The sequence below is a fragment of the Nitratireductor sp. XY-223 genome, assembly GCF_004959855.1.
GTDB lineage: Bacteria > Pseudomonadota > Alphaproteobacteria > Rhizobiales > Rhizobiaceae > Hoeflea_A.
This window is the reverse complement of record NZ_SPNT01000001.1, coordinates 264222-287684: the sequence shown is the minus strand read 5'-3', so window position 1 is coordinate 287684 and position 23463 is coordinate 264222. Positions and strand designations below refer to the sequence as shown.

Below are 23463 nucleotides of genomic sequence, written 5' to 3'. Positions count from 1 at the left end.
CTACATTGCGTGAGGTGTGCTGGGACTGGATGTAAGAAATGTCACAATAGCAGGAATAATACTGCGGCAAGACAGATCAAGACCGTGCACGCTGCATGAAATACATCCAAAGCGGCGTCGATGTCGTCGACAGTCAAATGCCGCCGGCCCACGGCGTTCATATAGGGCTCGCGCACGACCACACCGCCATAGACCCGTGCGCCGGCAAGCGCCAGGCCGAGCGATCCAGCCATCGCGCATTCCGGCCACCCGGCATTCGGAGAGCGATGCAGCGCTGCATCGCGCCGGGCCGCGTCCAGGGCCCGGCGCGCGGCACCTCCGCCCCGGACGATGAGGGCTCCGGCGGCAATCAGAACGGCCGACAGCCGCGCCGCTGGCCAGTTCGCCAGATCGTCGAGACGCGCGGCGGCCCGGCCGAACGCACCGTGCCGCTCGTTCCTGTGCCCGATCATGGAATCGGCCGTATTGAGCATCTTGTAGAACAGGATGCCCGGCAGCCCGAAAACGGCGTACCACAGTGCCGGCGCGACGACACCATCGGAGAAATTCTCCGACAGGCTCTCGATCGCCGCCCGACAGATCCCGCTTCCGTCGAGACTGTCCGGATCACGGCCGACAATGCGCGAGACCGCCTCGCGCCCGCCGGCAATGCCGCCTTCGCGCAGGGCAAGCGCAACATGGCCGACATGATCGCCGAGGCTCTTTTGCGCCAGCAGGACCGCGACGATTGCAACCTCAAGGAGGAAGCCGGCAACACCCAGAATTCCCAAAAGCCGTGACAAGGCAAGCCCGATCGCTACGACAACGAACAGCAGAATCACGATTGCAATCAGTCCGTTACGACGGCGAACGGATTCCGTTTGGGAAGACTTGTTTCCGAGGCGGTCGGCCAGGTCAATGGCACTTCCGAAAAGCACGACCGGGTGCCTGACCCGTTCCCACAGCCATTGCGGATCGCCGAGCAGCCGGTCCGCCAGCAAGGCCAGGGTGAGTATGGCGAAATGTGTTTCCACGCGTCCGCCTCAGACCGGCTCGCTGTACTGAGCAAGCGCTGCGCGCAGGCGGGACTCCTCGTCCCCGTTCCGGCAGAGCCCGATCCGTAGCCAGCGCGGCGCGTAGTGGAATTTCCGGGTCAGGATCCGGTGCCGGCAAAGGTGCGAATGCAGAGCCTGGGCGCGATCATCGTCGACGAGGACAAAGAGCGGCGTTCCGCCGGTGATTTTGAGACCGGCCTCTTCGAGCACCGCACAGAGCGCGACGTGCCGCTGCCGAATAGCACCCTCGATCCGGATTCGCAGCGCATGGTCCCTCAGAACAAGGCTTGCAAGCTCTAGAGCCGGCCCGGAGACCGCCCAGGGCCCCTGCCCGTCGCGCATGGCGCTGCTGATCGCAGGTGCAGCCAGGACAAAGCCCAACCGCAGGCCCGCAAGGCCGAAGAATTTCCCGAAGGAGCGGAACACGATCAGGTTCGGCCGTGTCCCGGCAAAACCCGCGACACTGTGTTCCGGGTAAAGATCGGCGAATGCCTCGTCGACCACCAGGTGCCCGCCGCGCACGGCGAGCCGGTCGGCGAGCTCCAGAACCGCGGCGCGCGGCATGACCCGGCCGTCCGGATTGTTCGGGTTGACGAGGATCACCAGACGGTGGCGATCGCTGATCTCGTCGGTGCCGGAAATGATGTCGACGGCGCGCCCGGCGCGCTGGAACCGGGCCCTGTATTCCTCGTAGGTCGGCCCCATTATCGCGACATCGCCGTCAAACAGGAACGGCAGCAACTGGATCACGCTTTGCGTTCCGGCGACGGGCAGTGGCCGGATCCCGTCCGCGGCGCCGTAAAAGGCCGCCGCCGCGTCACTGGCCCTTTCGAACAGGTCCTCATCGGGCAGCCGCGACCAGACCTTTGCCGGCAGGTCCGGCAACGGCGCCGGGTTTGGGTTGATGCCGGTGGAAAGGTCGATCCAGTCGGCGGGTTCCCCGCCATATTCGGCGACGGCCCGCGCCAGGGCGCCGCCGTGTTCGACCGCGGCCGCCATCAGCCCCTCTCCCCGAGGTCGATGACATGCAGGAACGAACCGGCCACCGATCCGCGCCGCAACCCGGCATGGCCGAGGTCGTTGCCGCCGGCGTCGCGAACCGCGAACAGCGGGTCGGCCTCGCCCTCCTCGACGATCGTGGCGTAGTGGAATTCGTGCGCCGTCAGCGGCCTATCCCAGATGAACGGCCGCACCGGTTCGACGCGCCGATAGCCAAGATGCAGCTTTCTCTCAGCAAAGCTCGTGGTGAGCGGCAAAAGGCCGAGCATGGTGTGGCTTTCGCCGTCACCGTCAACCAGCGCATCGCCGAGCACCATATAGCCGCCGCACTCGCCGTAGATCGCCGTGCCGCGTTCCGCCGCCAATGTCATTGCCTTGCGGAAGTTTCCGGCGGCGGCGAGCCTGCCTGCGTGCAGCTCCGGGTAGCCGCCCGGCAGGAAAACCGCGTCGCAGTCGGCATCGGGCGCCGCGTCGGCGAGCGGAGAAAAAAAGGATATTTCAGCACCCCGCCGCCGCCAGCCATCGAGCATGTGCTCATAGGCGAAGGCGAAGGCGACATCGCGCGCCACGGCGACGCGCTGACCGGGCGGCGTCAGCCGTTCGATGTTCGAAACGGTATCGGCGGCGCCGAGGGCCGTCGACGCCGCAACGATGGCGTCGAGATCGCATCCCGTTTCGACGCAAGCGGCTGCCTTCTCGATGAAGGCCTCGAGCGCAGAATGTTCCCCCGCCTGCACGAGACCGAGATGCCGCTCTGGCAGCGAAAGGGCATCGTTGCGGCGAACGACACCGAAGACGTCCATCCCGATGCCGTCGAGTGCCGCGCGCAGCATGGCCTCATGCCGGTCGCTCGCGACATTGTTGAGGATGACGCCGGCGATCATCACGTTCGGCCTGAAGCGGCTGTAACCCTGCACGAGTGCTGCGACCGAGTGGGACATTTTCGCGCAATTGACGACGAAGACAACCGGCAGTTTCAGCAGTTCGGCCAGATCCGCCGCGGCGCCGGTTCCGTCGGATGCGCCGTCGAAGAGCCCCATCATCGCCTCGACGACCAGCAGCCGGCCGCCGCCCGCGGCAAGGCCCGCATTGGCGATCAAAAGGTCCCGCCGCATGGCCCAGGGATCGAAATTCAGGCATGCGCTGCCGCTTGCCGCAGCATGGAAAGCCGGATCGATATAGTCGGGGCCGGCCTTTCCGGGTGCTATCTCGACGCCGCGGCGGCGGAGTGCGCGCAATAGTCCGAGCGTGATTGTCGTCTTGCCGGAACCCGACATGGGCGAAGCGATCAGAAGCCCGCTCATTGTTCGCCGCCCCGTTGGAGCCAGTCGAGCGTCCGGCGCATCGGCACCACGCCGCCCACGACGACGACGGCCGGCGGTGAAAGCCCGGCCACCACCAGATCCTGCTCGGCGTTTTCAAGCGTCGTCTCGAGTACCTGCTGCTGGTCAGTCGTCGCGTTGCAGACAACCGCCACCGGCTCGTCCGGTTCGCGGCCCGCCTTGATGAGGCGATCCGTTATCGTCGCAATATGCCGCATTGCCATATACATGACGATCACGGGCGAACCCTTCGCGACACTGTCCCAGTCGATCCGGTCCGGCACGATGCCGCTGGAATCGTGGCCCGTCAGGAACGTGACGCTGTGATTGACGTCGCGATGGGTGACAGGAATGCCCGCATAGGCGAGACCGCCGATCCCGGCGGTAATGCCCGGCACGATGCGGAACGGCACATTGTGTTCGATCAGCGTGAGGGCTTCCTCGCCGCCGCGCCCGAAGACGAACGGATCGCCGCCCTTGAGACGCAGCACCTTCTTGCCCTCGCGCGCGAGTTCCACCAGCCGCAGCGAGATGCCACGCTGTTTCGCGGAGGGCTTGCCGCCGCGCTTGCCGGCATATTCGAGCACCGCATCGTCGCGCGCCAGCTCAAGACAGGCCGCGTTGACCAGCGCGTCATGGACGATGACGTCCGCCGTGCGGATGGCACTGGCGGCGAGCAGCGTCAGAAGTCCGGGGTCGCCCGGCCCCGCGCCGACCAGCCAGACGCAGCCGGGTTCCATCGTCGGAAATTGCCCGAAAAGCGCATCGGTCATGACCGCGCTCCGTTGCCTGCATGCGACCGCGAGGCGGCGCTCAAATGATTCGCCACGGCCGGCAAACCGTCTATAACCGCTGCATGAGTGAGACGCCCGCCGAATCCGAAACTCAATCCGCACCTTTGCGCCGCGGCTGGACGACGGGCGCCTGCGCGACGGCGGCCACGAAGGCGGCGCTCACCGCGCTGATCACCGGCGAGTTTCCCGATCCGGTTTCCATCGTGCTGCCGAAGGGCCAGGAGCCCGCCTTTCCTCTGGCCTTCGAGTCTCTCGGCGACGGCTACGCATCCGCCGGCATCGTCAAGGACGCCGGCGACGACCCGGATGTGACCCACGGCGCCACCGTCATTTCCAGCGTCCGCCCGCTGCCGCCCGGTTCCGGCATCCGTTTCGCGGCCGGCGGCGGTGTCGGCACCGTCACCCTGCCGGGCCTCCCGCTTGAAGTCGGCGAGCCGGCGATCAACCCGGTCCCGCGACAGATGATGCAGGATGTCGCCTATGAAATATGCGCCGCCCATGACCTGCCAGCCGATCTCCAGATCACCATCTCGGTTCCCGGCGGAGAGGACCTTGCCGAGAAGACGTGGAACCCGCGGCTCGGCATTCTCGGCGGACTTTCCATCCTGGGCACAACCGGGATTGTCCAGCCCTTCTCCTGCTCCGCCTGGATCCACTCCATCCACCGCGGGATCGACGTCGCGCGGGCCGCCGGTCTCACCCATGTTCTCGGCGCCACCGGATCGACATCCGAGGCCGCCGCGCAGAAGATCTACGATTTGCCTGAAATCGCCCTGCTCGACATGGGCGACTTCGCCGGCGGGCTTTTGAAATATCTGCGCCGGCACCCGGTCGAGCGGCTGACGATTGCCGGCGGCTTCGCAAAACTCACCAAGCTCGCGCAGGGAGCCATGGACCTGCATTCCAGCCGCAGCCAGGTCGACATGGAGTTCCTCGCCAACCTGGTGCCCGAAGATCACGACGGCCTCAGGAAGCGGATTCTTTCTGCAAACACGGCGCTCGAAGCCCTTGAAATAACGCGTGAAAATAAGATTGACCTTGCACAGCCCGTCGCGCGTTTTGCTTGCGAGAAGGCCACCGAAGTGCTGCGCGGCGCCGAAATTGCCGTTGACGTCATCGTCACCGACAGGAAGGGAAACATCCTTGCTCGGTATCCCTGAAACGGTCCTGATCCTCGGCGGAACGCGGGAGGCTGCGGCGCTCGCCGCCCGGCTGACGGAGCTGGGCGTATCGCGCGTCGTCACATCCCTTGCCGGGCGGACCGCGGCGCCCGAAAGGCCATCCGGGGAACTGCGGATCGGCGGTTTCGGCGGCGTCGCGGGGCTGGCTGATTTTCTGGACCGGGAGGGCTTCGACCTGCTCGTCGATGCCACGCACCCCTTCGCGGCTGTCATTTCGCACAACGCCGTCGCGGCAGCGGCAAAAGCCAATGTCCCGGTCGTCGCCCTGCAGCGCCCGTCCTGGAAAGCGGCCGATGGCGATAACTGGCGCCCGGTCGCCTCGCTTGACGAGGCATGTGATGCCATCCCTGCCGCGGCGCGCGCCTTCCTGGCGCTGGGTCGCCAGCACATAGACGGATTCGCTGTCCGCTCGGACGTCCATTTCATCCTGCGCATGGTCGACCGGCCGGAAACGGCGTTGCCCTTCCGGTCATACGATCTGGTGATCGGCAAACCCCACCTCGATCCGGCGAAAGAAGCCGCGCTGCTGCGCGAACATGGCGTCACCCACATCGTTTGCCGCAATTCCGGCGGCGACGGCGCATACGCAAAGCTGCTGGCCGCCCGTGATCTGGCCCTTCCGGTCATCATGATCGAGCGCCCCGTCCCGCCCGGGAGCCGGTCCTTCGCCACCGTCGATGCGCTCGTGGCTGCCATCACCTAGGCCTCCGCGCGGTTCTTCTTCTTGCCGGCATTGCGCAGCACATGGGCAAATCCGGCATCGTAGAGGGCCGAATCCCGGTACTGCACATCGCCGAGCACCGGCCCGACCATGATCAGTGCCGTGCGTGTCAATTTGGCCTTGCGGACCACCGTTTTCATCTCGGTCAGCGTCGTCCGCAGGTAAAGCTCGTCCGGCCAGGTGGCGCGATAGGCGACCACCACCGGGCAGTCCTCGCCGTAATGCGGAACCAGCGCGTCCCGCACATAGTCGAGATTGCGGATCGACAGGTGGATGGCCAGCGTCGCGCCGGACCGGCCGAGGATTTCGAGCTGCTCGCCCTCGGGCATGGACGACGCCTTCATGCCGGTGCGGGTCAGGATCACCGTCTGGGCGATCTCCGGCAGCGTCAGTTCCGTCTTGAGTTTCGCGGCAACGCCGGCGAACGCGGGAACGCCCGGCACGACCTCGTAGTCGATCCCGAGGGCGTCGAGGCGTCGCATCTGCTCTGCGATAGCGCCATAGATGGAAGGATCGCCCGAGTGCACCCGCGCGACGTCCTTGCCTTCGCGGTGGGCTTTCTCGATCTTCGCGATGATCATGTCCAGATGCATCGGCGCGGTGTCCACAACCTGCGCATCCTTCGGCGCCGCGGCAACGATTTCCGGGGGCACCAGCGATCCGGCGTAGAGGCAGACCGGACAGCGCTCGACAAGCCGCAGGCCACGAACCGTTATGAGGTCGGGGGCACCCGGCCCCGCGCCGATGAAATAAACCGTCATTCCGCCGCCTCCTTGCCGCCAATGACACTTCCGGCCTTTGCCGCGTAGCCGCGCGGCGTATAGACCCAGGTGCTTCCGTCCCCGGTCCGAACAGTCCGGCTTTGCGATGAGCCGACGATGACGACCGTCAGCATGTCGACATCATCGACCTGCAGTTCACCGAGCGGAACGATGCGCACCGCCTCACCCTCCCGGCCGAGATTGGTTGCCAGCACCACCGGCGTGTCGGAGGGGCGCTGCTCCAGGAGCGCGTCGCGCGCATAGGCAAGCTGTTTGCGGCGGCGTTTCGACACCGGGTTGTAGAAGGCGATGACGAAGTCGCCCTCGCCCGCCGCCCGGATGCGGCGCTGGATATCAGGCCAGGGCGTCAGAAGGTCCGACAGCGAGATCGTGCAGAAATCATGCCCCAGCGGCGCGCCGGCACGGGCGGCGGCGGCCTGCAGCGCAGAAATACCCGGCGAAACGGCCAGTTCGATGCGCCGTGCAGCGTCACTGAGCCCCCCCTCATCGTCGTCGGTGGCCCCGCCCTTGTCGAGCAGTTCGAAGGCCAGTGTCGCCATGGCGTAAATGCCGGCGTCGCCAGAACACACCAGCGAGACCGTCCGGCCTTCGCCGGCGAGTTCCATGGCATGGCGCACCCGCGCCTCTTCCCTGCCGAGATCGAAATCGTGGCGGGTCTTGCCGCGCGCCAGGGGCCCGAGCAGATCGAGATAGAGCGAATAGCCGACGAGATCCGTCGACCGCGCTACCAGTTCCGAGACCTCCGGCGAGCGCCAGGCGTCACTGCCCGGCCCGATGCCGACGACGAAGAGCGTGCCGCGCGCCCTGCCGGTCCGCTGCGCATCGACGGGACCCTCAGCACGTGCGATGGCGCAGGTGGCGCGGCGCGTCTTGCGCTTTGCAACCGCGAGACGGCCCTGGCGGCCGGCCGCTGCCAGCGCGGCGCCTTCCGCCACCCCGTGACATCCGACCTCGGCGAACACCACCTCGGACGGGTTTTCCAGCCGATCGGCCTCGGCTTCCAGCGTCGCGGCTTCGAAAAACCGCGCCGGCACACCGAAATGGCGGGCAACCGCGTGGACCGCCGCTTCGTCGGCCTTCAGGTCGATGGAGAACACGCCGGCAATCGCCTGCGAAGCGAGACCGGCTTCGCAAAGCACGGATTCGGTAAGGTCGATGGCTTCATTTGGGTCCGTCCCCCGTTCGCAGCCGATCCCGAGACACAGCGTCTTCGGGGCATAGACCAGTTCACCGTCACCCGGCGCGCGCGTCCGGTCGGTGACCGTCAAGGTCACGGCGCCGTCACCGGCCAGCGGGATGCCGGAGCGTTCTATCCAGGCGGCTGTGCCGTTGAGCCTGGCCGCTTCACCGGCGACAAGGGCAGCCATGACCGGTTTTGCCGTCTCGGGATTGACGAGCGTGTAGCCGTCGGGCGGGGCATCGAGTGCCACGCCGAAGCGCAGATCACCCGCCGTCGTGATCGCGGCGTGCCCGCCGAGAACCCCGGCGATGCGCCTCGCCAATTCGTTGGCACCGTGATGCCCGCCCAGCAGCGGCACAACGCTTAGCCCGTCCTCGGAGACCGCAAGCACCGGCGGCTCCGCATGCTTGTCGGCAAGATACGGCGCGAGAAGGCGGATCAAAGCGCCGCTCGCCATCAGGCCGACGATCGGCCGCCCGGCCCCGAAAAGTGCCGCGATGTGCTCCGGAGCGCTTTCGAACCGGATGTCGGCATTTTCGACACGCATCCGGGCGCCGTGGATCTTGCCGTCGATCGCGTCGGCCACTTTTCGGGCGGTCGGCAGCGCGGCTTCATTCAGAAGGACGATGGCCGGCTTCATCGCGCACCCTCCTCCGCTGCAAAACGGCTGGCTTCGACCGGCAGGCTGGAGACCCAGTTTTCCGCGCCCTTGTAGACGAGGATCATCGAAAAATAGGGCGCAGAGCCCTCCGCCTCGTCCAGAGGCAGGATGCGCTCCTGCGCCAGCGAGATGCGTTCCAGGTAGCCGGCGTTCCCGCTCAGCCCCTCCCGTTCGAGCAGAGCCTTGATGCGCCCGAAATGCCGCCCGATCTTGATAATGGCAACGGCATCGGCCGACCCCAGTCGCTCCGAAATCTGCGCATCGGGCAAGGGACCCGGGATCACGGTCAGGACATCGTTGCGGGCCGCGAGCGGCCGTCCCAGCGCCGCGGCGCCAGCCATGACGGAGGAGACGCCCGGCACGATCTCGCAGTCGAACCGCCCGGCGAGCCGCTCGTAGAGATACATGAAGGAGCCGTAGAAGAACGGGTCGCCCTCGCAAAGGACGGCCACGTCCCGCCCCTCTTCGAGAATGCGGGACAGATCGCGCGCCGCCGTGTCGTAGATGTCCCGTGCCGGGAAACGCTCGATGCGCATCGGCACGACGATCGGATACTCCTTCTGGCCGGCACGCAAGTACCGGGCCGCGATCGACCGGGCGAAGCTCTGGCCGGTGTCGGGCGCCGGATAGGCGACCACCGGGCAGTCGCGCAATATGCGGTGCGCCTTCAGCGTCAACAGCTCCGGATCGCCGGGCCCGACCCCGAGCCCGTAGAGCGTGCCCGTCATGCCTGCCCCCAAGGTTTGCGGACCGCCCACTGGGTCACCGGCATGAACGGCTTCCAGCCGCGGTAGCTGCCGATCTCCTGTGCCCGCGAGACCGCGATGCGCGTGAGGCTGCCGCCGAATTCGGCGTGCAGCGCCGTCAGACGCGCTTCGTTTTCGAGGGTCACCGTATTGGCGACCAGGCGCCCGCCCGGCTTCAGCGCCTGCCAGCAGGCTTCGAACACGCCCTTGTCCGCCAGCCCGCCGCCGATGAAGACGGCATCCGGCGCATCGAGATCGGCGATTTCCGCTGGCGCGCGTCCCCAGACGATCTTCAGCCTTGGCGTTCCGAGCCGGGTCGCGTTCTCGGCGATCATCGCGCGGCGCTCCGACTCGGCCTCGATGGCCACAGCCCTGGCACCCTGGGCGGCACGCATCCATTCGATAGAGACGGAACCGCAGCCGGCACCAATGTCCCACAGGACCGCCTGTGGGCACGGTTGCAGCGCCGAGAGCGTGACGGCGCGCACCTCGCGTTTCGTCAGCTGGCCGTCATGCACGAACGCATCGTCAGGCAGGCCCGGCACGGGCGGCAGCACCGCCGCGCCTTCACTGGCGACGCATTCGATCGCCAGCACGTTGAAATCGGCGAAGCGCTCTGTTTCGGAGTCAAATGCACCGACCTCGTCGGCAGTCGTCACGACCGTCCGCTCAGTCTCCCCGCCCATGTGTTCGAGAACGGTCAGGACGGAGCCGCCATAGCCGCGCGACACCAGCAGTTCCGCGGCCTCGTGGACCGTCCGGCCGACGGATGTCAGGGACAGGACGCGGTTGCCGGGCAGGATGTGCGGCTGCAGGCCTGCAACGGCCCGCCCGTGCAGCGAAATGCAGGCGACATCAGAGAGGCCCCAGCCCATGCGCGCCGCCGCGAGGGAAAAGCCGGAAGGCGACGGGATGACCAGCATCTCGTCCGCACCGACCCTTCGCCGCATCGTCGCGCCGATACCGAAAAACATCGGATCGCCGGTCGCCAGGATCGTCACCGGTGTTCCGCGCCGCTCCTCCAGGAAATCCAGTGTCGGTCCGACCCCCATCGTCCAGGGCACGATTTCACAATTGTCCAGGCCAAGCCGCGGCAGGTCGAGGTGGTCCAGCACCCGCTGCGGTGCCACCAGCGTCCTGGCTGACTTCATCAAGGCGAGTGCCGGAGGCGTCAGCGAGTTCACACCGTCGTCGCCGATCCCGAGAATGGTCAGCCAGGCCCGTTCCGTTCCGCTGCTCATGCGCCAAGTCCTCCTGCGATCGCGTTGACCACCGCCGCCGCCATGGCGCTGCCGCCGCGCCGGCCGCGCACCGTGACAAAGGGAATACCGAGATTGTTGTCCATCAGCGCGTCCTTCGACTCCTCGGCACCGACGAAACCGACGGGAATGCCGACGATCAGCGCCGGCGGCGCGGCACCCTGTTCCAGCATCTCAAGCAGGTGAAACAGCGCCGTGGGCGCATTGCCGACCGCAACGATGCCGCCGGCCATGTCCTGCTTCAGTGTCTCGAACGCCGCTGCCGAGCGCGTTGTCCCAAGCTCTTTCGCAAGGCCCTCCGTCCTTGCGTCGGCAAGGCCGCACAGCACAGGCAAACCGTCAGGCAACAGGCGCCGGATGATGCCGTTGCGCACCATTTCGACGTCGCAGACGATCGGCCGTCCCCGGCGCAAAGCCGCCTTCCCGGCCTCGGACGCGTCAGCGCTCATGACAAGGTCGTTGACAATATCGACCATGCCGCAGGCATGAATCAGCCTCACAGCAACCTCTTCCAATCCATTGGAATAACGCGATAAATCCACCTCGCGCCGGATTGCCTCGAAACTCAGGCGATAGATCTCCGCCGGATCGCGGATATAGTCTGGAGCCGCTGCCATCTCATTGCGGCTTCTTCATCGACACCGGTCCGTGCGGATGATCCGCATGCGGATACGGGTGATGATGATGATCATGGTGGTGGTGATCATCGCCATGATGATGGTGATGATCGTGGCTGTGATCGTGCAGCGGCGTCCACGGCAGACCGTGTTCCCGGCAGAACGCCTCGTTGCGGCAGGAGGCATCGCAGTCGCCTTCGCAGGGGCAGTTCTCCAGCCCGCCGCCGATGCCTTCGACGTGGTGGTGGTGGCTTTCCTGGGCGAGACCGACCTCGGCCTCGAAACCAAGCACCTGCTCGCGGTACTTGCACATCTGGCAGTTCATCAGCGCCTGGCCGGCACGGGTCTCCTCGACCCGGTCCTGGAACGTATCGAGCACCAGGTCGTGGTCGTTCAGATAACCGGCCTTGACGAACTGGGTATCCGGGAAATCGGCCGCGACCTGGTCCGTGTAGCTGTAGATGCGTTTGACGAGCACGCCGGTGAACAGGAAATAGGGAAAAACGACAATGCGGCGGTATCCGAGCCTGACCGCATGGCGCAGACCCGGCTCGACCAGCGGGAACGTAACGCCCGAATAGCAGGTCTCGGCCCAGCCGAAACCCATGCCCTCCCAGAGCATGCGGGTGACCTTCGAGACATTCGAGTTGGCATCCGGGTCGGACGCACCGCGGCCGACCACCATAAGCAGCGTTTCGTGCGGCGGCACGTCGCCATTTTCCGCATTCGCGGCATCGATCGCTTCCTGGATGCGGGCGCCCGCAGCGCGGATCATCTTCAGGTCAACGCCCAGTTCGCGGCCGTACTCGATGCGCATGCCGGAATTCTGTGCCTGATAGGTGTTGAGGACCGACGGGATATCGTTCTTGGCGTGTCCAGCGGCGAAAAGCATGCCCGGCACCGCGAGCACGCGGGTCACGCCCTGGTCGCGCAGCCGGTCGAGGCCGGAATGGATTACCGGATTGCAGAATTCCAGATAGCCGTATTCGACGGGCGTCTCCGGATAGCGTTTCTTCAGCCCCTCCGCGACCTTGGCGAATTCGCGCGCCGCGTTCTGGTTGCGGCTGCCGTGGCCGCAGACCATGATGCCGAGCTTTTCGCGCGCGCTCATGCCTGTGTGCTCTCGGGCTCGCCGCTCGCTTCCTCGGCGTCCGGCTGCTCTTCCTCGGGTTCTTTCTTGCCGGCTTTTGCCGCCAGTGCCGCGAGCGCGGCGGCGCCCAGCGCCGCGGCAATGCCCACCCAGTGGGCGTGGCCGGCCAGTTCGCCGACATGGCCTATATGCGCGTGGACCGCGCCGGCCGAAGAAAGGAAAACTGCTGAAGCACACAATAGTCGTGTCATCCGGATCACCCCGCTGGCATTTGTCGTGCACGAAACGCCGCGGAGGGCCGAAACCCGCCGGTCCGGTCTGGACAGCTCCGGAATTGACCCCCTGTTTGGGTCGGCCGCACCGGAATTTCTCTCAGCCCGCTGGAATCGGGCGCCGTCACACGCAGGACTGTTTGTAGGCAAAGCGGTTTGTGGCGTCAAACACAATCGCGGCGGATCGCGCGCCATTCGCGACATGGTGTCGACAGGACATGCAATGGCTTGCCGGATCGGGCGGGAAATACCGAGTGATTGTACTTCGCTTCCACCGATAACTGATCATTATCGAACCCGGTAAATTCGATGATGCGACTGCACGTTTTTTGACGGAAGGAGAAAACCGTGGGCATGAAAGAATTTCTGGAAGACTCTGACGCCGCCTACAACGAAGCGTTCAACCGGGGCGATGCAGCGGGATGTGCTGCCTTCTTTACCGAAGACGTGACACTGTTGCCTCCCGACCAGCCGATGGTCCGCGGAAGAGAGGCCTTCGTCGAAACCTACCGGGACCGGATGAGGCAGAACACCGGCGGCACACACACGAATGAGTTGGTGGGCTACGGTGTCGAGGGTGATCTGGCTTACCAAATCGGAACCTACGCGATTGCCGACGCCGACCCGCCCGAGCAGGGTAAATTCGTGAACATCCTGAAACGGCAGCCGGACGGCTCCTGGAAGGTCAGCGTCTCCATTTTCAACAGCGACGTGCCCTGATGCAAGGCTAGGGCGCGGACCGCCGAGGAAATCGCGGACAGTATCTCGTCGGTCCCGGCCAGACCCAACCAAGGCTCTGAACAACAATGGCACCTCACGCGGTTGCGGGAGCGGATTTGAGCCACAGCGCCAGGAAGACCAGCATCACCGTTACTGCATGAAAGACAAGAAGGCCGTTCAGAGAACCGTCAGCGCCGGCCTTCAGGAAATGCGCGGGCACGTCGAGGATCCAACCGCGTAAAGCTGTGTAGAGAAGAAGCTGGGTTGTTGCGGCGGCAAAAAAGGCAATGAGGCCGGCACGCCAACCCATCAGCAAGCCGATCACCACGGTCAGGTTGAGGATCAGGTAGAAAACGTCCAGCACCTGCCATTTCAGCGGTGCGTCGAGCCAGGCATAGCCGGAAAATCCGAGAATATTCGCGGCGTGGATTATTGCACCATTGAGATAGCATATCGCTATCAGCCAGAAAATGATTGCGGGGATGAATGCGATCATTGCGTTCTCCATCGGTTCGAGATCGATGAAGTCAATTTAGGAACGTCAGTCGCCCCGATCATTGACCGGAGCCGTCAGATCATTGACAGCTCCCGCCAAAAGCACTGCCGAGTGTTTCGCCCGGTAGGCTGCCGGGGTTTGGCCGGTCCAGCGCTTGAACGCCCGATGAAAAGCGCTCGGTTCGGAAAATCCGAGTAGAAATGCCGTTTCGCCAAGCGAGATGTCGGGATCAGAGAGCGTCGCCTCGGCAATATCACGCCGCACTTCGGTAAACACTGTCCGAAACGTCGTTCCTTCCAGGTTGAGGCGGCGCTGCAATGTGCGTTCGCTCATGCCGAGTTCCGAAGCCACACCGGCATGAGTAGTCCGTCCTTCGGCAAGACGTTTGGCCAGAAGGCCGCGAAGAACAGACGCCGTGCTCCGGGCCGCGGGCATGTGAGCGATCATGTCGCCGACATGCCGATCAAGGACATCCAGCAAGGTTGCATCAGCGCCCGGGATTTCGAACTCGAGAATCTCTGCCGGGAGTGCCATTGCCGCGGAATCTGCACCAAATGTCACCGGCGCTGCGAACCATTTGCGATAGGCTGCAGCCGCACCAAAGTCGGTGTGTTTCAGCCAGAGCGCCTTTGGTCGCCAGTCCCGTCCCGTGAGCCGCCTTCCTAGCGTCAGCCATTGACCAACCGTCCAATCTTCGCCAAGCGCGGGCAGCGCATGGGGCGTCGCCGGCTCACAGACAAGCATCGGCGTGTCAGCATCCCGCACCAAACGAATTTCAGCGGCGCCTGATATCAGACGGTAAAAGCGGCTCCAGCGTTCATAAGCCACCGAGAGTGTCGGGCTGTTAGACAACAGGTGCCTGAATACGGGATATCCCGCCTCGACATTTGCTGCGGTCTTCAGACCAATCAGCGGATCCCCTGTCATGTCCTCAACCGCACACCAGAAGCGAAAAACGGTTGTGATGGGCAACCGAGTGTCGGGATCGCTCAGCACGACTTTATCTATACCCGCGGAGTGCAGCGCCGGAGTGGCATCAATACCCAGCATTTTCAGCGTCGCGACAAGATGCGCCACGAGATAGCTGGATGCGGTTGGAGTGGTCATAACCCACCATAGCGACTGTGAGCCAAACAGAATGGATTTTATTGCTCCTGTACCAGGTGCAAAAGGCACTTGGCCGGCGATGATGCTAGCGAACACCGTCGATTGGACAAGTCCCCAAACCAGTGACAGTCCAAGATTGTCGGACGGCAAAGCCCCAACGATTGACGGCCAAAGAGTTCCCGGCCGGGACTCCCCGTTTGCCCTTCCCTCTCCACCCGCTAGTTTAACTGCCAAACAGGAGGATGCTTCATGACCCACCCCGCGTTCAATTCCGAATCGGTCGCCGTCGTTACCGGCGGGGCGTCGGGGATCGGCCTGGCTTCGGCGACGAACTTCGCCGGCATGGGCATGAGGCTGGTGATCGTTGACCGCGCCGAGGACAAGCTCGCTGAAGCGGAAAGCGCCCTGCGTTCCGCCGGTGCCGCAGACGTCATGACGGCCGCAACCGACATCTCCGACAGGGCAGAGGTCGAAGCGCTCGAAAGCGAGGTTGCGACCCGCTTCGGCGGCACGGACATCCTGATGAACAATGCCGGCATCGGCATGCGCTCGTCCTGCCTCGGCCCGCTCGATGCCTGGCAATCGACGCTGGATGTCAACCTTTGGGGCGCCGTTCACGGCACGCAGGTTTTCGCGCCGCGCATGATCGCGCGCGGCAGGCCGGGCGCCATCGTCAATACAGGCTCCAAGCAGGGCATCACCACGCCGCCCGGCAACCCGGCCTACAACGTTTCAAAGGCGGCGCTGAAGGCCTTTACCGAGGCGCTCGCGCACGAACTTCGCAACACCGATGACTGCCGGATCAGCGCCCACCTCTTGATCCCCGGTTTCGTCCATACCGGCATGATCGGGCTTGCCGAGAAGCCGCCGGCCGCCTGGACCGCCGGGCAGACCGCCGATTTCTTCGTCGAGAGCATGGCCCGCGGCGATTTCTACATCATTTGCCCCGACAATGACGTCCCCCGCGCGCTCGACGAAAAGCGCATCGCCTGGGCCATGGGCGACATGATCGAGAACCGCCCGGCGCTGAGCCGCTGGCATCCGGACTACGCGGAGGCCTACGCGGCCTTCATCGACGGCGATCGGTAGACGAACGGAAATTGCCGACTGTTTGCCAACACGTGCCCACACGGCTCAACTTCTGATCGCACTTCGCCTCAATTACGTCATCAACCCATAGCATCCAAGGATTATCTACGATAGACCCGAGCCAACCGCTCGACCTTTATATAGACCTAACGGATAACGAAAAATGATATTCACGCAAGACCAGTTCGAAGCATACGAAAACGAGTTCAACAACGCCCCCGACAAGAGTGCGTTCTTTGACAGGTTCTACGATCCAGACGCTGTGTTCATTCATCCTTTCAAGGGCACCTTCAGAGGAAAGGACCAGCTGGTCGGTTTCTGGAATTCGGGGAAGAATTCCGGCCACGACGGCATCCACGAGCTCTTGCACCTGAAGAATTTCCTCTCCGTCGAAGACAAGGTTGCCGTCCAGCTCGACATTGAGTGGCGGTGTTTCAAAGACACCGACTATCTCGGACACCGCAAGGCGGGGGACGTTTTCTGGGGCCACTGTGCAGCATTCTACACCCTCAAGAACGGAAAATTCGTCGAGGTATTCATTTACCTCAATCTGGTGAGGGCCGACGAAGATGCTCATTGAAGAAAAACTGTCCCAATTCGCCGTCGACACATTCAAGGCGCAGGTCGACACCGATACCGCCCACATCCTGAAACGCAACATTCTGGATTCCTACGCAGGCATTTGCGGATCATTGTATGACACCGAGATGGTCGGCAAGTTCGACCGCATGATCGACATCGCCCCGGTCACCAGCGGTGTGGATGTCTGGGGAACCGGTAAGACGGGAACCCATGCCGACGCGATCTTCCTGAACGCAATCCTCGGCCGGCGCAGCGATCTGCTCAACACCTATTTTTCGCCGAACAACATGGGTGTCGCCCACCCTTCGGACAATGTGTCCCTGATCCTGTCGCTCGCCGACTGGCTGGGCAAATCCGGCCGCGATGTGCTTGGGCTGACCCACTTGGCATATATGCTGGCGGGTCTCTTCTCCGACTACTATTTCCCGGAATCGGTCGAGTACGATCACGACGCCGCGGCGATCTTCTATACGACGCTCATCATCGGCTGCGCGCTCGATCTCGAACCCGAGCAACTGACCAACGCCCAGCGCATAGCCGGCGGCCTGGGGCTCGATACCAACCAGTCGGCCCGTGACCGGGTGACGGACTGGAAGCACTGCACCTACGCGTCCTGCGCCCTGCGCGGACTGTTTGCGGCCAAGATGGCAAAGGCCGGCATTGAAGGGCCCTACGAGATTTACCAGGGAACGGCCGGCGTGAACCGCTTCTTCCCCCATTCGGAAAAGATGTTCGATCTGACGCCCGACCTCGGTTCGGTCGTGTTTAAACGCTGGCCCGCTCTGGTGTTCTGCCAGACCCCGATCGACGTCGCCCTCGAGCTTGCGCCGAAGATCGGCGATCCGGCATCGATCGAAAAGATCGACGTCGGCACCTATGAGATGTGTGTCAATATCGCCGCCGGCGAAACCGCATGGAAGCCGGACAGTCGCGCCGGGCGGACCCATTCGCTGCCCTACTGCGTGGCGGCCGTATTGGCCAAGGGTTCGATCGCCTATCAGGATTTCGACCCGCCCTATTCCGGCGATCCGACCCTGAACGATCTCATGGCCAAGGTCACCGTCGCCGAGGATGCGTCCATGACCGCCGCGTTTCCGGCCAAATCGGCCTGCAGCATCACCGTCACGCGCGCCGACGGAACAAAGGAAACAGCCTCCCGCGACTGCCCGCGCGGCGATCCGGCCGATCCGCTAAGCGATGCGGAAATCGAGGACAAGCTCCGCACGTATTTCTTCTTCGCAAAGGACGACGAGGCATCAAACGTCATCGACCGGATCACGCGGCTCGAAGAGTTGCCGGACATAAACGATCTCGTTTCGCCATTGAAACGGCGCCGGATCTGACGCCGACCAGGGATAGGGCCGGGAGCGAAACCGGCCCCTGAACGCGATTCCCGCGGCGCGCGACGAAGACTGCACAGCTTCTGCACAACAATCCTGATGGCCTGCACAGGCGCGTCCGGTTGCCTGCACGGTGTTTTCCTAGCCTCGGCAGTTCCGATTAACCGCCATGGGGATGACCATGTCAGCAGAGATCATCCGTTTTCCCGGATCGCACCCGGTTCGCCAAACCAACCCGCCCCTTCACGTTGTGACCAACACGGCTCCTTTGCCCGATCGCCTGCGGCGGGACGGCTGGTGGCTCATTTCGGAACGTTCGACGCCGGTCGCTGGTCCATCGATTCAACGGCAGCGGGACTCGTCAAAAAAATGACAGACCATCCTTCCGTTTCAAGCCGAATGGATGTCCCGCATCAGGGGACGGCACGGCGCAAACCGAGGCCTGTCGACGCCCGGACCGGCGTCTGGCTCCTGCAACTGGTCGGCCTTCTGGCCATTGCGCAACTCACCGTGTTTCATCAGGAAATCGGTGCCGGTCTGGCTGTTTTCATGACGGCCCTTTCCGTCGTGGTCGCGGTGAAATACAGGAACCGGAACGCGCTTCTGTGGGGCTGCGCAGCGCTGGCGGGCATTCTGCTCATCGTGGAATCCGCCGATTTCCTGACGATATTACTGGCAATCGTTTTCCTTGGCCTGTTCGCCCTGGGCCGCGCCGACAGGTTGCTGGATGAGGACTGGCGGAAGGCCGGTGTTTTCCTCTACCGCTACCTGGCGGGGCCGATCCTTGCCGTTCGCGAGATCGCATCCGGCCTTTTCCTCGCCGGAACCTGGTTCGGCGGCCTGAAAACCCGCAGACACGGCATCCGGCAATGGATCATGCCGGTTCTGCTCGTGGCTGTCTTCCTGTGGCTGTTCCTGCCGGCCAACCCGTGGCTTGCGGTCTCGCTTGCCTATCTCGATCCCTTGAGGTGGATCGCGCTGCCGGACATTTCGACCGTGCTCTTGTGGCTGGCGACCGGGCTTCTCCTCTGGCCGTTGCTGACGATAGAGATGAAACGTCAGGATGGGCGGTGGCGCGCCGTCAAAAGCCGCACCCGGCAAGCGAGACCGGTTTTCGCAAACAACCGGGCCGCGGTGCTGATCCTCTTCAACGCGGTCTTTTTCCTGCAGACCCTGAACGACATGACGAACCTTTGGCCGGGCTTCCTTCTGGGCGCCGGCTCCGGCACATTGCTTCCCGAAGGCAAGACCTATGCCGAATTCGCCAAGGCCGGCGCCTTCCCGCTGCTGGCGGCCACCCTGCTCGCCGCGGCCATCATCCTCGCCCTCCTGAAGGACGACGCCAGAAAATCGTCCGGCGACCTCGTCGTCCCGCTGATCGTTCTTTGGGTGCTCCAGACCATTTTATTGCTGGCGTCGGCGGCCGCGAGGCTCGATCTTTACGTCGATGTCTACGGCCTCACACGGCTGCGGCTCTACACCTTCATCGGCATGGGTCTCATCGGATCCGGGCTGGTGCTGGTGATCCTGCGCATCGCCCGAAATAAGTCCAATCGTTGGCTGACGCGCCGGTGCCTTCTCGTCCTGACCGCCGTCGCATTTGCGTGCGGCGCGCTCAATCTTGACGGTTACATCGCCCGCAAGAATGTGGAACGCGCCAAATTCGCATCCGAAGATGCGCGCTCGCTCGATGCCCTGCTATCATCGGTGGATATTGACTATCTGTGCCAACTGGGCGACGGCGCCCTGATCGCCATCGCAACCTTCATCGATGACAACAAACATGTTGATCTGTGGACAACCCGTCTGGGAGACTGTTTTCGATGCCGGTACAAAGCTCTGGAACGCAGCCAGTCCGATTGGCATTCGTGGAGTTGGCGAGGAGCGCGCATATTGAGAAAGGTGACGCCACTATTGCCGGTTGCCGATGCGGACGGCAACGCCGGCGCTGTTTTGAACGACACGGTGGAACATGGCCCTCATTCTGGTCGTCGATGACGATCCCCACATAATCGATGTCGTGGCCTTCGCGCTGGAACGTGCGGGGCACCTAGTGTCCCGCGCCGGCGACGGCGACGAGGCGCTCATGATGGCGCGCAGCGGCAATCCCGATCTGATCGTCCTCGATGTCGGCCTGCCGAAGCGGGACGGGCTGGAAGTGTGCCGCCTGCTGCGCTCAGAGGACCGTTTCAGCGACCTGCCCATCTTGTTTCTTTCGGCGCTCGACGAGGAGGTCGACCGTATCGTCGGCCTCGAAATGGGCGCCGACGACTACGTGACGAAGCCCTTCAGCCCGCGCGAACTGACGGCGCGCGTCTCGACCATCCTGCGAAGGAGCGGGCCGAAGCAGGAGGCACGCGGGAGCGCCCTGTCCCACGGCGTCGTTTGCCTTGACTCCGACCGGGCCGAGGCGACCTGCAACGGGGACCGGCTTTCCCTGACGGCGCTGGAAATGTCGATCCTGCAGGTATTGCTGAAACGTCCCGGCACGGTGTTCAGCCGTGGTCGGATCATCGAATTCGCCTATGACGGCAACATCCATGTGTCGGACCGGACGATCGACAGCCACATCCGCAATCTGCGATCGAAATTTGCCGCCGCCGGCTGCAGCGATGTCATCGAAACCGTGCCGCGGCTGGGTTTCCGTCTCGGCGCCTGCACCATTGCATCGCCGCAAGAGGACCCATGAGCGTCCGGCAGAAATGGCGCCCGCCGCTTGCCCTCATCGTCACGGGCTTCGTCGCGTTGCTCTTTGTGATGCCGACCTTTGCGATGGCTGTTGTCGTCGCCGTGATGAAACAGCCGGACGAACTGATCGCCAGTCTCGTCGCGAACTGGGGCAAGATCGCCTTGGCGCTGATTGTTGTCGCCGTCGCGACGGCGGCGGCCACCTATGTTTTCTGGCGCGGTCTTTCCCGTCCGTTGAAGATCCTTGCCCAGGCCACCGATTCCGTCGCCAGGGGCCACAGCACCTTCGACACGGACGCGCCCTACGGCACCCGCGAGGTTGCGCAGCTTGCGGAAGACTTTTCTGTTCTCGTCAGGCGTCTCCAGAAACGCTCGCGGTATCTTGAAACGCTCTCCGCGCACTTTGCGCATGAGTTGAAGTCTCCCCTCACCTCCGTACGCGGAGCGGCCGAACTGATGCGGGACGATGCCGCCGCAATGGAGGCGCCGAAACGGCAACAGTTCCTCGAAAACATCATCAGCGATGCCGAACAACTGTCGGCACTCGCCAACCGGATGCGCGATCTCGCCCGGGCGGATCTTGCGACCGGCGATGGGCGTGCGGAGTTGGCGGCGCTTGCCGAAAAGCTGTCTTCGGATTTCGCCAAGCTCGCGGTGTCGGTCGAAGCGCCTGAAGGCGCGGCCATTCCGCTTTCGCCCGAAAGCGCGGCGATCGTCATGCACCACATTGCCGACAATGCGCTGCGGCACGGAGCGACAGCACTGACAATGCGCATGCCGCAAGACGACGTGCTGGACCTTGTCAACAATGGCGAGCCGGTGTCAGAGGAAGCGCGGGAGAAGCTCTTCACGCCGTTCTTCTCGACGCGGCGGCAGGAGGGCGGAACCGGCCTCGGACTGGCAATCGCCATTGCCCTGCTCGCCTCGGCCAACAGCACGATCACGCTGCATTCGCCGGATCCGGTCACGTTCCGGATACGGTTTTCGGACAGCGCATAGGCTCTAAAATTCGATCCCCACCAGTGCCTTGACGCCGGAGCGAAACGGATGCTTGACCATCTCGGTCGCCAGGTCGGCGAAATGACGCGGAAGTTCATACAAAGAGCAGGCTTTCGCTGCGCCGCAGCGAGTGTCCGCCACTGCGTTGCGGCAAAGCTCGACTTTGCGAGATTGATGAGCGTTCCAGAATGCCATCGATTGTAAACTACAGTGCACGCTTCAAAGAGAGCAGTTCCTCTGCCAGAAAGTCGACAAATCTGCGAACCCGTACTGTCTTTTGAAGATCAGAATGCAGCAAGATCCATAGCCATGGACCTTTTGACAAATCTGTACCCGGCACGCGGCGAAGGTTTGGAAATGAACTCTCGAATATGGTTGGCATAGGCGACATCCCGCAATGCTGGTTCAACAGGCAAGCACGCATATAACCGTCGCTCACCCTGTGCCGCATTTGGGCCATCTGGAACATCGGCGGTGGGCGCCAGTTTTCGTCAGCTAATCCAATCCAACTCAACCCTTCGCCCTGACGGCCTGAGTTCGGGAATACGTTTTGAACGTAGGTCTCACTCGCATAGACACCCAAAATCAGCCTGAAGAGCTTTCGTGCAACAACATCATCTACGACGCTCTCAGCAGCGCGAAGCGAGACGTCGGTTTCGTCGTTGGTGATGGATTCAACTTCCGACGTTAGGTGAAATTCGATGTCGATCTTCGGGTACTTTTCATGAAAGCGCCCTATAATTGGCGCGACAAAGTCATAGGCGAGTGTCGGAGAAAGCGAGAAGCGGATTGTACCCGACTCGCTCCTGTCCAGCCCTTCCACCTTTTTGCGCGCGGCCAGAATAGTTTGTTCGGCATCCTCAACAACAGGCAGCAAAGCCTCTCCGAACTCGGTGAGAGCGAACCCGCGTTTGGAGCGGTGAAACAGGCGGACGCCGTAGCTGGCTTCTAGCGCCTGGATGTTTCGGTTTACGGTTCCATAGCTTGCGTTGATCGTGCTTGCCGCGGCGCGCAAGCTGCCCGTCCGGGCGACAGCAAGAAAATATGGCAGTAGCTCCCAATCAAATGATCTCATATCGTTGCCATGTGTTCCACATTTGTAACAGCACATTCTATTTTGTTATATTCTTGACCGAATGGCCATCTGTTAAATCGCATCGAAATAGACCGCGGACAAAGGGAGCGTTGCTCGCGTGTCGGCTTCACAAGGAAACGTTCGATGAACAGATATCACCCTTTGCTTGTAGTGCTTCATTGGCTTGTCGCGATCATGATCCTCATTTCGTTGATTGTTGGCGGACCGATGCTCGCGGACATGAAGAACTCTGATCCGCAAAAGATCACCGCGCTCACCGGGCACATGATATGGGGCCTGTGCATTGGCGGGCTGATGTTGGCTCGTCTTGCGATCCGTGTGTTTACACGCAAGCCGCCTCTTGCGGACACCGGACATCCCACGCTCAACTTTGGAACGCAGGTTGCGCATGCGGCACTGTATGTGCTGGTTTTTGCGATGGTAGCCAGCGGCCTGGGGATTGCCTTTTCTGCGGATGTTTTCGCCATCGCATTCGGTGGTTCAGACGCGGCTTTGCCTGCCAGTTTCAATGACATAGCTGCGCGTACAGCGCACGGGATTGTAGCCACGCTTTTGTTGCTATTGATCGCTCTACACGTGTTGGGGTGGGCCTACCACCAGTTCGTGCGCCAGGACCGCTTGATGGGCCGTATGTGGTTTGGGCGAAAGGTTGAATGAGCGCAAGCTATCCGAGAGATTCCAACCGGAG

General features: G+C 63.2%; 24 protein-coding genes. 10 read left to right on the top strand and 14 right to left on the bottom strand.

The features are described 5' to 3' along the window. Window positions 1–41: 41 nt before the first annotated feature. The 4 genes from cbiB to cobA are packed head-to-tail and all read right to left on the bottom strand — an operon-like array spanning window position 42 to window position 4128. On the bottom strand, window positions 42–1013 hold the full coding sequence (gene cbiB / locus E4M07_RS01280; protein ID WP_136656475.1) for an adenosylcobinamide-phosphate synthase CbiB: 972 nt from the start codon (window positions 1011–1013) through the stop codon (window positions 42–44). Between the two features lie 9 nt (window positions 1014–1022). After that, window positions 1023–2033, bottom strand: a complete 1011-nt coding sequence (cobD, locus tag E4M07_RS01275) for a threonine-phosphate decarboxylase CobD (protein ID WP_136656474.1) — start codon at window positions 2031–2033, stop codon at window positions 1023–1025. Continuing rightward, window positions 2033–3337: a cobyrinate a,c-diamide synthase gene (locus E4M07_RS01270; protein WP_136656473.1), complete on the bottom strand. Its 1305-nt coding sequence runs from the start codon at window positions 3335–3337 to the stop codon at window positions 2033–2035. Before E4M07_RS01270 ends, cobD begins: the two co-directional genes overlap by 1 nt. Beyond that, window positions 3334–4128, bottom strand: a complete 795-nt coding sequence (gene cobA, locus E4M07_RS01265) for a uroporphyrinogen-III C-methyltransferase (protein WP_136656472.1) — start codon at window positions 4126–4128, stop codon at window positions 3334–3336. The genes E4M07_RS01270 and cobA overlap by 4 nt, the downstream gene beginning before the upstream one ends. 83 nt (window positions 4129–4211) lie before the next feature. Here cobA and E4M07_RS01260 point away from each other — a divergent pair, with 83 nt between their 5' ends. Together E4M07_RS01260 and E4M07_RS01255 are read left to right on the top strand one after the other, a co-directional pair. After that, on the top strand, window positions 4212–5309 hold the full coding sequence (locus E4M07_RS01260; RefSeq protein ID WP_136656471.1) for a cobalt-precorrin-5B (C(1))-methyltransferase: 1098 nt from the start codon (window positions 4212–4214) through the stop codon (window positions 5307–5309). Beyond that, entirely contained in the window at window positions 5293–6033 is a 741-nt protein-coding gene (locus E4M07_RS01255) for a cobalt-precorrin-6A reductase (RefSeq protein ID WP_136656470.1), read from the top strand. The genes E4M07_RS01260 and E4M07_RS01255 overlap by 17 nt, the downstream gene beginning before the upstream one ends. Here E4M07_RS01255 and cobM read toward each other — a convergent pair. Genes cobM through E4M07_RS01220 form a run of 7 tightly spaced genes read right to left on the bottom strand, consistent with a single transcriptional unit; the run spans window position 6030 to window position 12637 of the window. Beyond that, complete coding sequence (gene cobM / locus E4M07_RS01250; protein ID WP_136656469.1) at window positions 6030–6812, bottom strand: precorrin-4 C(11)-methyltransferase; 783 nt, start codon at window positions 6810–6812, stop codon at window positions 6030–6032. The two genes, E4M07_RS01255 and cobM, sit on opposite strands and share 4 nt — an antisense overlap. Beyond that, window positions 6809–8653 (bottom strand): precorrin-3B C(17)-methyltransferase, encoded by a 1845-nt coding sequence (gene cobJ / locus E4M07_RS01245; RefSeq protein WP_136656468.1) that lies wholly within the window; start codon window positions 8651–8653, stop codon window positions 6809–6811. The genes cobM and cobJ overlap by 4 nt, the downstream gene beginning before the upstream one ends. Continuing rightward, complete coding sequence (cobI, locus tag E4M07_RS01240) at window positions 8650–9402, bottom strand: precorrin-2 C(20)-methyltransferase (protein ID WP_136656467.1); 753 nt, start codon at window positions 9400–9402, stop codon at window positions 8650–8652. The genes cobJ and cobI overlap by 4 nt, the downstream gene beginning before the upstream one ends. Beyond that, complete coding sequence (gene cbiE, locus E4M07_RS01235) at window positions 9399–10661, bottom strand: precorrin-6y C5,15-methyltransferase (decarboxylating) subunit CbiE (RefSeq protein ID WP_136656466.1); 1263 nt, start codon at window positions 10659–10661, stop codon at window positions 9399–9401. The genes cobI and cbiE overlap by 4 nt, the downstream gene beginning before the upstream one ends. Beyond that, window positions 10658–11296, bottom strand: a complete 639-nt coding sequence (locus tag E4M07_RS01230; protein ID WP_136656465.1) for a precorrin-8X methylmutase — start codon at window positions 11294–11296, stop codon at window positions 10658–10660. The genes cbiE and E4M07_RS01230 overlap by 4 nt, the downstream gene beginning before the upstream one ends. A gap of 1 nt (window position 11297) precedes the next feature. Next, on the bottom strand, window positions 11298–12407 hold the full coding sequence (locus E4M07_RS01225) for a sirohydrochlorin chelatase (protein WP_136656464.1): 1110 nt from the start codon (window positions 12405–12407) through the stop codon (window positions 11298–11300). Next, window positions 12404–12637, bottom strand: a complete 234-nt coding sequence (locus E4M07_RS01220) for a DUF6732 family protein (protein ID WP_136656463.1) — start codon at window positions 12635–12637, stop codon at window positions 12404–12406. Before E4M07_RS01220 ends, E4M07_RS01225 begins: the two co-directional genes overlap by 4 nt. Window positions 12638–13012: 375 nt before the next feature. On the opposite strand from E4M07_RS01220, the gene E4M07_RS01215 reads away from it, so the two are divergent. Next, window positions 13013–13378: a DUF4440 domain-containing protein gene (locus tag E4M07_RS01215; RefSeq protein WP_136656462.1), complete on the top strand. Its 366-nt coding sequence runs from the start codon at window positions 13013–13015 to the stop codon at window positions 13376–13378. Between the two features lie 94 nt (window positions 13379–13472). Here the strand turns inward: E4M07_RS01215 and E4M07_RS01210 are convergent, their stop codons facing one another. Both E4M07_RS01210 and E4M07_RS01205 read right to left on the bottom strand, forming a co-directional pair. After that, entirely contained in the window at window positions 13473–13874 is a 402-nt protein-coding gene (locus E4M07_RS01210) for a hypothetical protein (protein WP_136656461.1), read from the bottom strand. Window positions 13875–13919: 45 nt separating this feature from the next. Beyond that, entirely contained in the window at window positions 13920–14981 is a 1062-nt protein-coding gene (locus E4M07_RS01205; RefSeq protein WP_136656460.1) for an AraC family transcriptional regulator, read from the bottom strand. A 249-nt stretch (window positions 14982–15230) separates the two neighbouring features. Between E4M07_RS01205 and E4M07_RS01200 the strand changes: the two genes are divergently transcribed. From E4M07_RS01200 to E4M07_RS01175, 6 genes are all read left to right on the top strand, one after another. Next, on the top strand, window positions 15231–16070 hold the full coding sequence (locus E4M07_RS01200; RefSeq protein ID WP_136656459.1) for an SDR family NAD(P)-dependent oxidoreductase: 840 nt from the start codon (window positions 15231–15233) through the stop codon (window positions 16068–16070). Between the two features lie 163 nt (window positions 16071–16233). Further along, a complete protein-coding gene (locus tag E4M07_RS01195; protein WP_206057149.1) occupies window positions 16234–16650 on the top strand; it encodes a nuclear transport factor 2 family protein in 417 nt (138 codons plus the stop codon). Then, entirely contained in the window at window positions 16640–17995 is a 1356-nt protein-coding gene (locus E4M07_RS01190; protein ID WP_136656458.1) for an MmgE/PrpD family protein, read from the top strand. Before E4M07_RS01195 ends, E4M07_RS01190 begins: the two co-directional genes overlap by 11 nt. 366 nt (window positions 17996–18361) lie before the next feature. Beyond that, the gene (locus E4M07_RS01185) at window positions 18362–19990 is read left to right on the top strand and encodes a DUF4173 domain-containing protein (protein WP_169054048.1); all 1629 of its coding nucleotides are present in this window, start codon (window positions 18362–18364) and stop codon (window positions 19988–19990) included. Beyond that, a complete protein-coding gene (locus E4M07_RS01180; protein ID WP_136656456.1) occupies window positions 19965–20681 on the top strand; it encodes a response regulator transcription factor in 717 nt (238 codons plus the stop codon). The genes E4M07_RS01185 and E4M07_RS01180 overlap by 26 nt, the downstream gene beginning before the upstream one ends. After that, entirely contained in the window at window positions 20678–21679 is a 1002-nt protein-coding gene (locus E4M07_RS01175) for a HAMP domain-containing sensor histidine kinase (protein ID WP_136656455.1), read from the top strand. The genes E4M07_RS01180 and E4M07_RS01175 overlap by 4 nt, the downstream gene beginning before the upstream one ends. A gap of 205 nt (window positions 21680–21884) precedes the next feature. On the opposite strand, the gene E4M07_RS01165 is transcribed toward E4M07_RS01175, so the two are convergent. Continuing rightward, window positions 21885–22754: a LysR family transcriptional regulator gene (locus E4M07_RS01165; protein WP_136656454.1), complete on the bottom strand. Its 870-nt coding sequence runs from the start codon at window positions 22752–22754 to the stop codon at window positions 21885–21887. Between the two features lie 144 nt (window positions 22755–22898). Here E4M07_RS01165 and E4M07_RS01160 point away from each other — a divergent pair, with 144 nt between their 5' ends. Beyond that, on the top strand, window positions 22899–23432 hold the full coding sequence (locus E4M07_RS01160; protein ID WP_136656453.1) for a cytochrome b/b6 domain-containing protein: 534 nt from the start codon (window positions 22899–22901) through the stop codon (window positions 23430–23432). Window positions 23433–23463 lie beyond the last annotated feature (31 nt).